The sequence below is a fragment of the Enterocloster bolteae genome, assembly GCF_002234575.2.
Classification (GTDB): Bacteria; Bacillota; Clostridia; order Lachnospirales; family Lachnospiraceae; genus Enterocloster; species Enterocloster bolteae.
Genome location: NZ_CP022464.2, coordinates 3,609,639 through 3,623,740, shown reverse-complemented (window position 1 = coordinate 3,623,740; position 14,102 = coordinate 3,609,639). Strand labels below are relative to the sequence as shown.

Sequence of the window (14,102 nt, the reverse complement as noted above, 5' to 3'; positions counted from 1 at the left end):
AAAATAAAAATGTGAAAGGCAGGTAAAGTTATGGAAAAGAAAAGAATTGGTATTATTGGCGGAGGTATTTCCGGAACATGTCTCGGATATCATCTGAGTCTTTATGACAATGCAGAGGTTATTGTGTTTGAGAAGGATACCATCGGCGGAGCTTCCACAGCAAAGTCCGCTGGAACCGTATGTCTCTTTGACGATTCCTTAAGAAACAGATATTGGGACGTAAGGCTGTATGGCTTTGAGTCATATTTAAAGATGGAAGCAGAGGAAAAGGGTTCCGCCGGATTTGATAAAACAGGTACTCTGGTGGTCGCAACAGATGAGAAGGTAGAGGCCACCATTAAGACAGGCATCGCCCTGGCAAAGGCAGCCGGTTATACAGGCGAGTACATAACGGACAAGGACAGAATCAAGGAAATCCTTCCTGACATCTCCACAGACAATATACTGGGCGCAGGCTACACACAGGATGACGGATACTTTGACGGAACCATGATCTCCAACACCTATGCAAAGAAGATGCAGAAAAACGGCGGCGTTATCAAGACCGGTGTAAAGGTGACGGAAGTTCTGAAAGAGGGCAATAAAATAAAAGGCCTTAAGACAGACGACGGACAGGATTATGAATTTGACTATGTTGTGGACTGTACCGGCCCATGGAGCAAATTTACCGGCGAGATGGTAGGCATGGACGTGCCGATCTGGCATACAAAGGCAGAAGCCTTCTTCTTATGCCCTCCAGGCAAGAAATTAGGCTATACCTTCCCTGTGCTTAAATACCCGGCCTTCTACGCCCTGCGCGCAGGAGACAACATCTTTATCTGCAAGTCCCATCTTTCCATGGATTTAAGCAATCCTATGCACGCAGGCCAGTGGGATCCGGACAAACTTCCGGCCACAGGCGGAACCGATGATTACTTCATTGACTTCCTGTTAGATCAGTTAGAGTGCAGGGTACCGGGAATCGTGGACAGCGGACTGGTATCATCCTGGCTTTCATACCGTGCGGAGCCAAAGGATTTCCTTCCGATTCTGGGAGAGACACCGGTGGAGGGCTATATCCTGGCAACCGGTTACGGCGGGAACGGCGTTATCGAGGCACCTGCCGCCAGCAGAGACCTTGCAAAATTCATTATGCGCGGAGAAAAGACACCATTATTGGAAGACTGGGCGTTTGAGCGTCTGTTAAAATAAGAAAGCGGCGGAGAGGAGAAAATATGGATATAGCGGTTCTTATAAAACAGGTTCCTGTTTCCAACGATGTTTCCGTTGACCCAGAAACCCATGCCCTGATCCGTTCCAGTTCAGAAGGCATGATCAATCCTGCGGACCTGAACGCCATAGAGGCCGCCATGGTCTTAAAGGAGCAGACCGGCGGTAAGGTGGCCGTGTTCACCATGGGCCCCACTGACGCGGAGAAAGCATTAAGGGACGCTATGGCCCTGGGCTGTGATGAGAGCTGTCTCATCACAGACCGGTGCCTTGCCGGAGGAGATACCATTGCCACAGCCAAGGTGCTGGCAAGAAGCATTGAGAAATACGGGAAATTCGACCTGATTTTAAGCGGCGCATTGTCTGCTGACGGCGCCACCGGACAGGTGGGAGCCATGGTGGCGGAATACATGGGCATCCCCCATGTGGCTGAAATACAGGGACTCTCATATGATGAGGATGACAAGGACTGTATCACGGCTGTGAAAAAGTACCAGGGTATGGAGTGGAAGATTAAGGCGGCCCTGCCCGCGCTGGTGAGCGTGTGCTTCGGAAGCAATGAACCGCGTCTGGCGACCCTGCGTTCCAAGAGGGCTGCCAAAAACAAGCCCTTGGAGGTATATACCAATGCAGACCTTAAGATGGCGGCGGATGAGATTGGACTTCCGGGATCTCCCACAATGGTGACGGATTCATTTCAGCCTGAGAGTACCAGGAGAGCCCAGATGCTTTCCGGTACTCCGGAGGAACTGGCAGCCAAGCTCAAGGAACTGATTGAGATTGAGAAAGGAAAGGAATAGATGGCGAACGGAATTTGTGTTTTTGCAGAGAATTATAATGGGAACTTAGAACCCGTTGTGGCAGAACTGGTCCGCGCAGCTCATTGTATCAAAGAGACCACCGGAGAAAAGATACAGGCCGCTGTCCTGGCTGAGGACTGCAAGGCTTTGGTGGCCCAGCTGGAACAGCTTGGGTTTGACGAGATATATGCCGTTGAGACAGACAGGAACTGCCTGTTCCAGGACGATGCGGTAAGCCAGGCAATGGCGGAAATGCTGAAGCGCATAGACCCGTCCAGTGTTCTGATTCCGGCTACCCCCACGGGCCGCTCCGTTTTTTCCAGAGTGGCTGCCCGCCTTGGCTGCGGAATGACTGCGGACTGTACGGAATTAGCCGTGGATACCAGGGAGGACGGGACCTTTTTCATCAAGCAGAACAAACCTTCTTTTGGGGAAAACGTATTTGTTACCATCGTGACAAAGGAAGGGGTTTATCCCCAGATGATGACGGTAAGGCCGGGTGTGTACACCCCCTGTGAGGCCCAGGAGGGCAGAAGGGCAGATGTCACATATTACAAAGATATCACCCTTCCTGAATCAGGGATTCAGGTGATGTCAAGCGCCCCTGCAATGAATGATACGGACAGTATCCTTGCGGCAGAGGTGGTGGTAGTGGGCGGACGCGGCGCTGAGAGCGAGGAAAACTTTACACTCTTAAAAGCGTTTGCTGAAAAGCTGGAAGCAGCAATCGGAGGCACCAGGCCTCTGGCAGACACTGGATTTATACCGTTTGAGCATCAGATTGGACAGACCGGGTTTACGATACGGCCAAAGGTATGCATTTCCCTGGGTGTATCCGGCGCCATCCAGCACACGGAGGGCATTAAGGATACCAAGCTCTTTGTGGCAATCAACCAGGATGAAAGCGCGCCGATCTTTAATATCGCGGATTACGGTATGACCTGCGATATGAAGGATGTGCTGGAAGCGTATCTGAAACTGTAAGCCGGCATCATATGGATGCAGCAGCAGAAAGGAAGAAGACCATGGATTTATTAGAGATTATGAGAAGAAGGCGCAGCATCAGGAACTACAGCGGTGAGGAGATTCCGGAGGAAAGTCTTACGAAAGTGCTTCAGGCAGGCCTTTTGTCGGCGTCGGGAAAGGCAAAACGCCCGTGGGAGTTTATCGTGGTGCGCCAGAGAAAGACCTTGGATGATCTCTCCGGATGCAGGGCGGGAGGCGTGAAAATGCTGAAGGAAGCACAGTGCGCTATCGTTGTCATTGGCGACGAAAAGGAGCAGGACGTGTGGATTGAGGACTGTTCCGTTGCCATGGCAAACATGCATCTGATGGCATCCAGCCTGGGGATCGGCAGCTGCTGGGTCCAGGGCAGGCTCAGGAACGCGGATGAGATAACCACGGAGGAATATGTAAGGGAACGCCTGGGATTTCCGGAAAATTATAAGCTGGAAGCCATCCTTACCCTTGGAATGCCGGATGCAGAGGCGCCTGCCCATCAATTGGATGAGCTGCCCATGGAAAAGATAAAGTGGGAAAGATATTAGAAATAGAATAAGATGAGCTGTCAGCGTGTAAACAGACAGAAGGAAGAAGCCGCCGGACCAGTTTGGGTCCGGCGGCTTTTTCCAAGTCTTGTAATATACCCTGGGATGTTGTATATTGTTAATACAGTGCCTGAACCTGAAACAGCCTGACAAGGGCGCATATAGGAGGAATGTATGGAGGATAAGGGAAAGAAAGCTGCCGGCCCCGCAGACGGCATAACATGGGACAAAAAAACAAACTGTATCGACCATCTGGCCCTGCCCGGCACCATTCACCTGGTACCCATGGATTACGTGGGAGGATACGCGGTCAGGCCGGGATTCTATGAGATCAACGGAGCCACCGCCATACCCGGGGGAGTCAATTTTACAGTGTATTCCCATGGAGCCACAGATATTGAGCTTTTGCTGTTTCGGCGGACAGAGGAGGAGCCTTATGCGGTCCTGCCCTTTCCAAAGCATTACCGCATCGGCAATGTGTACTCCATGATTGTGTTCCGGCTGGATATCGGTGAATTTGAGTATGCGTACCGGGTGGACGGTCCATATGAACCGGAAAAAGGGCTTATATTTGATAAGACCAGGTATCTGCTGGACCCCTATGCCAAGGCGGTTACCGGACAGAGCCGGTGGGGGGAACCGCTGCCGGGATGCCAGCACTATAAGGCCAGGGTGGTCAGGGATGACTTTGACTGGGCGGATATGGCCCAGCCCCTGACCCCCATGGAGGATTTAATCATTTATGAACTTCATGTAAGGGGATTTACCATGCACGGATCCTCAGCCGTACTTCATCCGGGAACCTTTGAGGGATTGGTGGAAAAGCTTCCCTATCTGCTGGAGCTGGGCGTGAACGTGGTGGAGCTGATGCCCATATTTGAATTCGACGAGATGCAGGATTACCGGGAGGTGGACGGCCGTAAGCTTTATAATTACTGGGGATACAACACCGTAAGCTTTTTTTCGCCCAACACCAGCTACGCGGCCGGTACAGAGTACAACCGGGAGGGCAATGAACTTAAAAACCTGATACAGGTGTTCAACCAGCACGGGATAGAGGTCTATCTGGATGTGGTATTCAACCATACGGCGGAAGGGAATGAAAACGGACCCTTCTTTTCATTTAAAGGATTTGACAATAATATATATTATCTGCTGACTCCTGAGGGATACTACTACAATTTCAGCGGCTGCGGCAATACATTAAACTGCAATCATCCCATTGTCCAGCAGATGATTCTCAACTGCCTGCGCTATTGGGTTACGGCGTACCGGATTGACGGGTTCCGCTTTGATCTGGCCTCCATCATGGGGCGCAACGAGGACGGCACGCCCATGAGCAAGCCGCCCCTGCTTCAGAGCCTTGCCTTTGACCCCATTCTGGGGGATGTCAAGCTCATAGCCGAGGCATGGGATGCGGACGGTCTTTATCAGGTGGGGACCTTCCCGTCCTGGAACCGCTGGGCAGAGTGGAACGGCAGGTACAGGGACGATATGCGCCGCCATATCAAGGGGGACCAGGGCATGGCGCAGGCGGCTGCCCTGCGAATCGCCGGCTCCAGGGATATATATGCGGACCATGACAGGAAGAACGCATCCGTGAATTTCATTACCTGCCATGACGGTTTTACCCTTTACGATCTGTTTTCCTACAATGTAAAGCACAACGAATCAAACGGATGGAACAACACGGACGGTGCCAATGACAACAACAGCTGGAACTGCGGCACAGAGGGGGAAACAGACGATCCTCAGGTGGAAGCCCTGAGGCGGCGCATGGTGCGAAACGCCTGCGCCCTTCTCATGTGCAGCAGGGGAATCCCTATGTTTCTGGCGGGAGATGAGTTCTGCAACACCCAGTTCGGCAATAATAATGCCTATTGCCAGGACAATGAAATTTCATGGCTGGACTGGGGACGGCTGGGGAAGTATAGGGATATATTTAGTTTCTTCCAATATATGATACGGTTCCGTAAGACCCACCGCCTGGTGCGCGCCAATGTGAGCGGCGGGGCCTGCGGTTTCCCGGATGTGAGCTTTCACGGAGTAAAGCCCTGGTGCAGTTCCTTTGCGGAGTACGAGCGCTATGTGGGAGTCATGTTTGCCGGCCGGGAGGCGGGAAAAGGCCCTCAGACCGTGTACATTGCGTCCAATGCATATTGGGAGGAGCTTGATGTGGAGCTGCCTGTACTACCGGACGGAATGAAATGGGAGCTGGCAGCAGACACCTGGGAGGATACGCCTTGTCCGGGTCCCCTGGGGGCAGACGGATTCAGGATTCGTCCCAGAACCGTGGTGGTGCTGGTGGGAAAATAGGGCGGTTTCTTAAGGCAAATTCCAGTTCCTTACAAAATCATAAAAATTGATTTATAGTGTCGCAAATCTGAAAAAGTTGTGGTATACTAAATTGATATGTTATGAAAAAGCCTAAGAGGTACCTGTATGCTGAACGAAGAAAAGGTCAGATATATGACTGGGCTGGCCATATTTGAAAAGAATGAGGGCAGGAAGATATTTCCCATTAACCGTTATTTTAAAAAGGATTATGTCGGCGGACAGATGTTCCGCTCCTTTTTCGGTTATACCTTCTGCTACCTGCTGATGCTGCTTCTGTGGATCCTCTACAAACTGGACGTGCTGTTGGGCGGCATGAGCATAGAAGAACTGCTTGAGTGCGGCAGGAACTGGGGCATCCTTTATGTGGGGGGACTGGCGTTTTACCTGTTTGTGACCTGGATAGTATATTCCAAAAGGTACGACTACGCGTCCCGTTCCCAGACCATGTATGCCTCCAGACTGAGACACCTGGTCAAGAAGTACGACAACAAAGACAGGACCGACAGGACCAAGGACAACAGAGGAGGAAGGGTTCGATGACAAGTCTTCTGCTATGGAAAGAACATCTGAAACGATTTTACAACCGCTACAGTTACGGAATACAGCCGGTAGTGCGCTTCCTGTTTGCGCTCTGCACCATGGTAAGCCTTAACACGAATATCGGATATATGGCAAAGCTTAAAAGTCCTTTGGTTATTCTTCCGGTCTGTCTGGTCAGCGCATTCCTGCCTTACGGCGCCATCGTGTTCCTGGCGGGCTGCCTGATGATTGCCCATGTATATGCGGTTTCACTGGAGATGGCCCTGATTGCCATTGTGCTCATACTGACCATTGCCATTCTTTATTACGGATTCAAGCCCGGGGACAGTTATCTGATGGTTCTGACACCCCTTGCCTTCCTGTTTAAGATTCCCTATGTGGTTCCTTTGCTGGTTGGACTGGGTGGAAGCCTGGCATCTGTGATTCCCGTCGGATGCGGCGTGTTCCTGTATTACCTGCTCATATATGTGAAGCAGAATGCGGGCATCCTGGCTGCCAGCGACGGCTCCGTGGATATTGTACAGAAATACAGCCAGATTCTTAAATCCGTGCTCTTTAACCAGACCATGATGGTTATGATTGCCACCTGCGCGGTGGGAATCATTGTGGTGTATCTCATACGCAGGCTGTCCATGGATTACGCATGGGTGGTTGCCATTGTGGCAGGTGCCGTGGCGGAGCTTCTGGCCATATTTGTGGGAGATTTCGTGTTTGGGGTATCTGTTCCCGTGGGTCAGATGATTCTGGGACTTGTTTTATCGGCAGCCATAGCGGCTGTGTTCAATTTTTTTGTCCTGTCTGTGGATTATACCCGGACCGAATATGTGCAGTTCGAGGACGATGATTATTATTATTATGTGAAGGCGGTGCCCAAGATGACCGTGAGCACCCCGGATGTGAAGGTACAGAAAATCAGTACCCATAAACGCGGCACAAGGGAGAGAAATTCTTATTAATGAAAAAAAGTGAACGTAAGGAGGTGAGAGTATGGCGGAAATACTGGTAAAAGTGACATCCTGGCTGTCGCTGCTGCCAAGGATATCAGTGGGGAATATTCTGGAAATCGTGATTATTTCCTTTCTGGTCTATGAACTTCTGGTGTGGATTAAGAACACCAGGGCCTGGAACCTGTTAAAAGGACTTCTGGTTATCCTGGTGTTTGTGCTGTTTGCCGCCGTGCTTCATCTGACTACCATATTGTGGATTCTGGAGAATACCACTACCATTGCGGTGACGGCCCTTCTGGTTATATTCCAGCCTGAGCTTCGCAAGGCTCTGGAGCAGCTGGGAAGCCGCAATTACATGTCCTATCTCTTTTCTTTTGACGAGGGCAAGGATAACCAGGGCTTTAACGATAAGACTATCAACGAGCTGGTACGGGCCACTTTTGAGATGGCCAAGGTAAAGACAGGCGCCCTGATGGTGATTGAGCGCGGTTCTTCCCTTAAGGAGATAGAGAGGACGGGAATTGAAATCAACGGACTGGTCACCAGCCAGCTGCTGATTAATATTTTTGAACACAACACACCTCTTCACGACGGGGCAGTGGTTATCAGGGGCAACCGCATTACAGCGGCCACCTGTTATCTGCCGCTGACTGATAACATGAGCATCAGCAAGGACCTGGGCACGCGCCACAGGGCCGCTGTGGGTGTAAGTGAATCCACGGACAGTATTACCATCGTGGTGTCGGAGGAAACCGGAAGGGTATCGGTAGCAGAAGGAGGAGTGCTGTCCAGGATACCAGATGCAGAAAGCCTCAAAAAGGTACTTTCCAATGTGAAAGAGGAGACTGTTTCATTGAACCGATTGAAAATATGGAAGGGAAGGCTGAAGAATGGAAAAAAAGCTGTCTAACAATATTGGGCTTAAAGTACTTTCTGTCTTCCTGGCATTTTTTGTTTGGCTGGCAGTGGTGAATATCAATAACCCGGAGGACTCAGATTCAAAGGAGGTGCCGTTAGATATTGTCAACGAAGGAATCCTGACATCCAACGGCAAGACATATGAGCTGCTGACGGATAAGGATACTGTTACCGTCAGCTACCGTGTAAGGACACTGGATAAGGCAGGCATCAGCGCCTCGGATTTCAGGGCCTATATAGATTTGGCCGATATATATGAACCCACGGGCGCAGTGCCGGTGAAGATAGAGGTTAAGAACAACAGACGTCTTTTGGACACTCCGGTGGCAAAGCCGGGAGTTATCCGCGTCAAGACAGAGGATCTGCAGCGCAAGTCCTTTGAGATTAGGGCCAAGGTCATAGGGGAAGCTGCCGAAGGATACGATAAGGGAACACCTTCTGTTTCACCGAATTATATAAATGTCAGCGGTCCCATGTCCGTGGTGGGGCAGATCAGCGCGGTGGGAATTGTGATCAATGTGGACGGCGCTGACTCCAACCTGTCAGACAGCGCTCCTGTGGTGTGCTTTGACGCCAATGAAAATGAGATACCCACTGACGAGCGCATCACATTCAGCCGCTCCAGTGTGGATTATACCATGCCGATTCTCAAGCGCAAGAGCCTGGTGCTGAACTTTGAGCCGGAGGGCAGGGTGGCGGACGGATACCGGTATACGGGGATAGAGAGCAGCCGTCCTTCTGTGGCTGTCAATGGTCTGAAATCCGATTTGGCCAATATTAATTCCATTACCATCCCAAGCTCTGAGCTGAATATGGACGGAGCCACAGGGGATAAGGAAGTTACCCTGGATATCAGCCAGTATCTGCCGGAGGGAGTGTACCTTTCGGACGAATCATCCAAAGAGGTGAAGGTTGTCATCAAGGTGGAGGCTTTGGAGAGCAGGACATTTGAGCTTAAAACAAGCCAGATTAAGCGGGTGGGATACCACAGCGATTATGAATACCAGTATGACAGGGATTCTGTGAATGTGGTCATAAGAGGCCTGAAGGAAGATCTGGACCAGCTTTCGGCTGCCGCTCTGGGCGCTGAGATGGATGTGGAGGATATGGTTCCGGGAGAGAACAGCGGGGAGATTACGTTCCAGCTGGGCGATGCCTATGAACTGGTGAGCTACGACCGTATCCAGGTGACTGTGACAGAAAAAGGGCCGTCGGCTGACAGTACTGCGGCCAGTACAGATGAGAGCCAGGAAGGGACAGAAAGTGAGACATCAGAAGGTCCTGCCAGTACGTCCAAGGCAGAGCCCGGTCAGTAACAAAAAGCAAGGAGAGAGGCATAATGGTAAGCAAAACAACTGTAATCAAGAATCCATCCGGTCTGCACCTGCGTCCGGCGGGAGTCCTCTGCAAGGAGGCGCTGCGTTATAAATCAAAAATATCCTTCAAGGTGCGCACCACCACGGCCAATGCCAAAAGTGTATTAAGCGTCCTTGGGGCTTGCGTGAAATCTGGAGACGAGATTGAATTCGTCTGTGAGGGGCCAGATGAGGAGGAAGCACTGGAAGCCATGGTTGGTATCGTGGAGGCCGGGTTAGGCGAGTAGATTGACGGCAACCAAAGGTTGTGAGTATAAATGAATTTTTAATAAGGAGGTACAAGAGGATGTACAAGGGAACAAGCGCTTCTGCAGGAATTGGAATTGGAAAAGCAGTGATTGTGGAAGAAGTCCAGCTGGTGATTACCAGGCAGGCGGTAAACGATGTGGAAGAGGAGGTGCAGCGTTTTAAGGGAGCGCTGGACGAGACCATCAAGGCCACAGAGAAACTGGCAGAGGACCTGGCAACCAGGGTGGGAGAGAAGGAAGCGGAAATCATGCAGGGACATATGATGCTTCTGGCAGACCCCATGCTGACAGGGGAGATTGAGAACTCTGTCAGGAATGACGGCGTAAACAGTGAATACGCCATTGAGAATGTGTGCAACATGTATGCGGATATGTTTGCCTCCATGGGAGACGAGCTGATGCAGCAGAGAGCCACGGACATGCGCGACATCAAGACCCGTATGCAGCAGATGCTTATGGGAATCCAGTCTGTGGACATCTCCTCCCTGCCCGAAGGCAGCATCATAGTGGCAAAGGATCTGACCCCGTCCATGACCGCGGGAATCAATCCCGCCAATGTAACCGGTATTGTCACGGAGCTGGGCGGCAAGACCTCCCACAGCGCAATCCTGGCTAGGGCTCTGGAGATTCCGGCTGTGGTGGCTGTCACAGGCTTTATGGACGGCGTCAAGGACGGGGACCAGGTGGTGCTGGACGGCAGCACCGGCGAAGTGTATGTGAACCCGGACCAGGCTGTGACGGCTGATTACGAGGAGAAGAGAAAACAGTTCCTGGTGGAAAAGAAGGAGCTGGAGAAGTATATCGGCAAGCCTTCTGTCACAAAGGACGGCGTGCAGGTGGAAATCGTGGCTAACATTGGAAAGCCCGAGGACGTGGACAAGGTGCTCCAGTATGACGGAGAGGGCATCGGATTGTTCCGCACCGAGTTTTTGTTTATGGACAGAAACGCCATGCCTACAGAGGAAGAGCAGTTCGAGGCATATAAGAAGGTGGCAGCCGCCATGAACGGAAAGCCGGTTATCATCCGTACCCTGGATATCGGAGGCGACAAGGAGATTCCATACATGGGCCTGGAGAAGGACGAGAATCCATTTCTGGGCTACCGGGCAATCCGTTTCTGTCTGGACCGCAGGGAGGATGTGTATAAGCCGCAGCTGAGGGCGCTTTTAAGGGCAAGCGCATTCGGCAACATCCGTATTATGGTTCCGTTAGTAACATGCATTGAAGAGTACCGTCAGGCAAAGGCACTGGTGGAGGAAATCAAGAAGGAACTGGATGAAAAGGGCATTGCATACAACAAGGACATCCAGGTGGGCATTATGGTGGAGACAGCAGCAGCTTCCCTGATTGCAGATATCTTTGCAAAGGAAGCGGACTTCTTCAGCATCGGAACCAATGATTTGACCCAGTATACCATGTCTGTTGACAGGGGCAATAAAAAGGTATCCTATCTTTATTCCACCTTTAATCCGGCTGTGCTCAGAAGTATTAAGCATATCATTGCCTGCGGCCGTGAGGCGGGCATTATGGTAGGCATGTGCGGCGAGGCTGCAAGCGACCCCATGATGATTCCGCTGCTTCTGGCATTTGGACTCAATGAATTCAGCATGAGCGCATCCGCCATTCTGAAAGCCAGGAAGATGGTTACCCAGTACAGTGTGGAGGAGCTTCAGGCAGTGGCTGACAAGGCCATGAGCTTTGCCACAGCAGCAGAAACAGAACAATACATGAGAGATTTTGTGGAGAAGGTTACAGATTAATGGCAGTTTATCTGGTTTGTTATATCATAAGCTTCATATTGGCCCGGCAGCATTTTTATATGCTGTCTGGGCTGGTTTTAATTACAGCAGCCTTGTGGCTGTATATAAAGGATTACAGGGAGACGGGCAACCTGATTCACCTGCGGGGGCTTTTCTGCCTCTTTTTTGTGGGCGGGCAGGGAATATCCTGCTTTAAGCTCAGCCGCCTTCAGACGGATTGGGACCTCCGGACATGGGTCTGCCTGGGACTGGCGGTGCTCACCTTCTGGATTGTGTTTGAGGTGCTGCACAGGATATATGATGGATGGAGCGCGGCGGACATGCAGTCCGTATACCGTTTTTATGCCTCGGCTGAATCTCCGCTGCAGGCAAAGCGGCTGCTTCATTCCATGGCGGCGCTGGTGGTCATATCCTTTCTCGCTTTTTTCTTTGAGGCGTGGAAGCTGGGCTTTGTGCCGCTGTTCTCATACGGTGTGCCCCATGCCTATTCCTATTTCCATGTCAGCGGTGTCCATTATTTTACGGTTTCCTGCGTGCTGGTGCCCAGTCTGTTCGTGGTGTACAGCCTTATGATATCCCGCAGGGGAAGAGGGCTGACCAGAGATCAGGGATTCTGGCTGGGACTGCTTATGGTGGTGCTGTCCCTGGCCGTGCCGGTGCTTTGCGTGTCCAGGTTCCAGCTGATTCTGGCCGTGGGCATGGCCGCATTTACCTATATTTCCATGAGCGGCACCTTCAGCCTGGTCTATGTGGGCGTGCTGATGGCCTGTATGATTCCGGCCTATCTGCTCTTAACGGTTATGCGCAGCCACAGCGTGGAATACCTGAACGGCATTTTTGAGATGAAGAACAGCCATATGCCAATATTCATCACACAGCCCTATATGTATATTGCCAATAACTACGATAATTTTAACTGTCTGGTGGAGCAGCTGGAATCCCACAGCCTTGGGCTTCGCATGCTGTTTCCGGTGTGGGCTCTTACGGGACTTAAATTCCTGTTCCCGGTCCTGGTAAGCTTTCCTCTCTTTGTGACAAAGAAGGAGCTGACCACCCTTACCCTGTTCTATGACGCCTACTATGATTTCGGCATTTTCGGAATGGTGCTTTTGGGCGCGCTCCTGGGAGCAGCATGTTACTTTCTGGTAAGGCGCAGGCGGAAGATGTCATGTCCGGCAGGCCATGTAATCTATGCCCAGATTGCCATGTACATGATGCTGTCATTTTTCACCACATGGTTTTCCAATCCTGCCACCTGGTTTTATCTGGCTGTTACAGGTATTATTTACATGTATGTCAAGTCATGACAAGGGCTGTGTTGGGAATTCTGACAACAGGGGTGGGGGCAAATATAAAAATTATATAAAATATTGTTGACTTTTATCTTAAGATTTGCTATGATGCTGTTAGTGAAGTAAATCTTTGGAAGTTATAATTAAATAATTAATAAGGATTGTTACTGTTCGGCAGGCAAAACCAAGTTTGTTAAGGGGATGATGTGTACCCGTGCGTATGCGCACATGGGTCTCTTTAACAAAGTTGGTTTTTTTGTTTTCATCAGGAGCAATTATGAAAATAGCTAAAATAATCAATAATAATGTAGTGAGCACCTGCGATGAAGAGGGCAGGGAGATCATCGTCATGGGAAGAGGCGTCGGCTTCAAAGCAAAGGAAGGCAATACCATTGACGAGGAAAAGGTGGAGAAGATATTCCGCCTGGAGAGTCAGAACACCATGGATAAGTTCAAGGAACTGCTGGAGAACCTTCCCATGGAGCATGTACAGATATCGGCAGAAATCATTGGTTATGCCAAAGAGGTTCTTAACCGGCCTATTAACCCAAATGTGTATATCACCCTTACGGATCATATAAACTTTGCACTGGAGCGGTACAAACAGAAGATGATGTTTTCCAATCCCTTAATCAGGGAGGTACGCAGCTTTTACCACGCGGAATATCTCATTGGCGAATATGCCATAGCCATGATTGAAAGGGACCTGGGAGTAAAGCTCCCGGTGGACGAGGCAGCTTCCATTGCCCTTCACATCGTCAATGCGGAGTATGATGCACCTATGGGTGATACAATTAAGATCACCAATCTGATACAGCAGGTATTGGAGGTGGTCAGGGAGTATTTTAGTATAGAGCTGGATGAGCAGTCCCTCAGCTATGAGAGGTTCATCACTCATCTGCGTTTTCTGGCCCAGCGGGTATTTACAGGGGAGCATATGAATCTGGATAACCTGGAGTTCCAGGAGGTCATTGACCGTCTGTATCCGGAGGAATATGCCTGCAGCCAGAAAATACAGGCGCTCATCAAGCTGCAGTATAGGCACCAGGTAACAGAGGAAGAAGTGGCTTACCTGGCCCTGCACATTAAACGTATCAGGACTAAATAATTATTTTGGCAGGTCCCTTG

General features: G+C 50.7%; 13 protein-coding genes. All 13 read left to right on the top strand.

Annotated elements, in window-relative coordinates; translation table 11 throughout:
- Nucleotides 1-30 precede the first annotated feature (30 nt).
- Entirely contained in the window at nucleotides 31-1,191 is a 1,161-nt protein-coding gene (locus tag CGC65_RS17030) for an NAD(P)/FAD-dependent oxidoreductase (protein WP_002564584.1), read from the top strand.
- Nucleotides 1,192-1,214: 23 nt separating this feature from the next.
- Nucleotides 1,215-2,009 (top strand): electron transfer flavoprotein subunit beta/FixA family protein, encoded by a 795-nt coding sequence (locus CGC65_RS17025; RefSeq protein WP_002564583.1) that lies wholly within the window; start codon nucleotides 1,215-1,217, stop codon nucleotides 2,007-2,009.
- Nucleotides 2,010-2,993, top strand: a complete 984-nt coding sequence (locus CGC65_RS17020; protein ID WP_002564582.1) for an electron transfer flavoprotein subunit alpha/FixB family protein — start codon at nucleotides 2,010-2,012, stop codon at nucleotides 2,991-2,993.
- A 41-nt stretch (nucleotides 2,994-3,034) separates the two neighbouring features.
- The gene (locus tag CGC65_RS17015) at nucleotides 3,035-3,556 is read left to right on the top strand and encodes a nitroreductase family protein (RefSeq protein ID WP_002564581.1); all 522 of its coding nucleotides are present in this window, start codon (nucleotides 3,035-3,037) and stop codon (nucleotides 3,554-3,556) included.
- 174 nt (nucleotides 3,557-3,730) lie between these two features.
- Nucleotides 3,731-5,872, top strand: coding sequence for a glycogen debranching protein (locus CGC65_RS17010; protein ID WP_002564580.1), 2,142 nt, complete (start codon nucleotides 3,731-3,733; stop codon nucleotides 5,870-5,872).
- A 126-nt stretch (nucleotides 5,873-5,998) separates the two neighbouring features.
- Complete coding sequence (locus CGC65_RS17005) at nucleotides 5,999-6,433, top strand: hypothetical protein (RefSeq protein WP_002564579.1); 435 nt, start codon at nucleotides 5,999-6,001, stop codon at nucleotides 6,431-6,433.
- Nucleotides 6,430-7,389: a hypothetical protein gene (locus CGC65_RS17000; protein WP_002564578.1), complete on the top strand. Its 960-nt coding sequence runs from the start codon at nucleotides 6,430-6,432 to the stop codon at nucleotides 7,387-7,389. Before CGC65_RS17005 ends, CGC65_RS17000 begins: the two co-directional genes overlap by 4 nt.
- A 31-nt stretch (nucleotides 7,390-7,420) precedes the next feature.
- Complete coding sequence (gene cdaA / locus CGC65_RS16995) at nucleotides 7,421-8,290, top strand: diadenylate cyclase CdaA (RefSeq protein WP_002564577.1); 870 nt, start codon at nucleotides 7,421-7,423, stop codon at nucleotides 8,288-8,290.
- Nucleotides 8,271-9,614 (top strand): CdaR family protein, encoded by a 1,344-nt coding sequence (locus CGC65_RS16990; RefSeq protein ID WP_002564576.1) that lies wholly within the window; start codon nucleotides 8,271-8,273, stop codon nucleotides 9,612-9,614. The genes cdaA and CGC65_RS16990 overlap by 20 nt, the downstream gene beginning before the upstream one ends.
- A gap of 23 nt (nucleotides 9,615-9,637) precedes the next feature.
- On the top strand, nucleotides 9,638-9,901 hold the full coding sequence (locus CGC65_RS16985) for an HPr family phosphocarrier protein (protein ID WP_002564575.1): 264 nt from the start codon (nucleotides 9,638-9,640) through the stop codon (nucleotides 9,899-9,901).
- A 59-nt stretch (nucleotides 9,902-9,960) separates the two neighbouring features.
- Entirely contained in the window at nucleotides 9,961-11,682 is a 1,722-nt protein-coding gene (ptsP, locus tag CGC65_RS16980; protein WP_002564574.1) for a phosphoenolpyruvate--protein phosphotransferase, read from the top strand.
- Complete coding sequence (locus tag CGC65_RS16975) at nucleotides 11,682-12,989, top strand: O-antigen polymerase (RefSeq protein WP_002564573.1); 1,308 nt, start codon at nucleotides 11,682-11,684, stop codon at nucleotides 12,987-12,989. Before ptsP ends, CGC65_RS16975 begins: the two co-directional genes overlap by 1 nt.
- A 262-nt stretch (nucleotides 12,990-13,251) precedes the next feature.
- Nucleotides 13,252-14,082, top strand: coding sequence for a BglG family transcription antiterminator LicT (gene licT, locus CGC65_RS16970; RefSeq protein WP_002564572.1), 831 nt, complete (start codon nucleotides 13,252-13,254; stop codon nucleotides 14,080-14,082).
- Nucleotides 14,083-14,102: the final 20 nt, after the last annotated feature.

Bases quoted from the DNA above. Each gene is read 5' to 3' on its own strand.
- CGC65_RS17030 (WP_002564584.1), top strand. From the start codon at position 31: ATGGAAAAGAAAAGAATTGGTATTATTGGCGGAGGTATTTCCGGAACA.
- CGC65_RS17025 (WP_002564583.1), top strand. From the start codon at position 1,215: ATGGATATAGCGGTTCTTATAAAACAGGTTCCTGTTTCCAACGATGTT.
- CGC65_RS17020 (WP_002564582.1), top strand. From the start codon at position 2,010: ATGGCGAACGGAATTTGTGTTTTTGCAGAGAATTATAATGGGAACTTA.
- CGC65_RS17015 (WP_002564581.1), top strand. From the start codon at position 3,035: ATGGATTTATTAGAGATTATGAGAAGAAGGCGCAGCATCAGGAACTAC.
- CGC65_RS17010 (WP_002564580.1), top strand. From the start codon at position 3,731: ATGGAGGATAAGGGAAAGAAAGCTGCCGGCCCCGCAGACGGCATAACA.
- CGC65_RS17005 (WP_002564579.1), top strand. From the start codon at position 5,999: ATGCTGAACGAAGAAAAGGTCAGATATATGACTGGGCTGGCCATATTT.
- CGC65_RS17000 (WP_002564578.1), top strand. From the start codon at position 6,430: ATGACAAGTCTTCTGCTATGGAAAGAACATCTGAAACGATTTTACAAC.
- cdaA (WP_002564577.1), top strand. From the start codon at position 7,421: ATGGCGGAAATACTGGTAAAAGTGACATCCTGGCTGTCGCTGCTGCCA.
- CGC65_RS16990 (WP_002564576.1), top strand. From the start codon at position 8,271: ATGGAAAAAAAGCTGTCTAACAATATTGGGCTTAAAGTACTTTCTGTC.
- CGC65_RS16985 (WP_002564575.1), top strand. From the start codon at position 9,638: ATGGTAAGCAAAACAACTGTAATCAAGAATCCATCCGGTCTGCACCTG.
- ptsP (WP_002564574.1), top strand. From the start codon at position 9,961: ATGTACAAGGGAACAAGCGCTTCTGCAGGAATTGGAATTGGAAAAGCA.
- CGC65_RS16975 (WP_002564573.1), top strand. From the start codon at position 11,682: ATGGCAGTTTATCTGGTTTGTTATATCATAAGCTTCATATTGGCCCGG.
- licT (WP_002564572.1), top strand. From the start codon at position 13,252: ATGAAAATAGCTAAAATAATCAATAATAATGTAGTGAGCACCTGCGAT.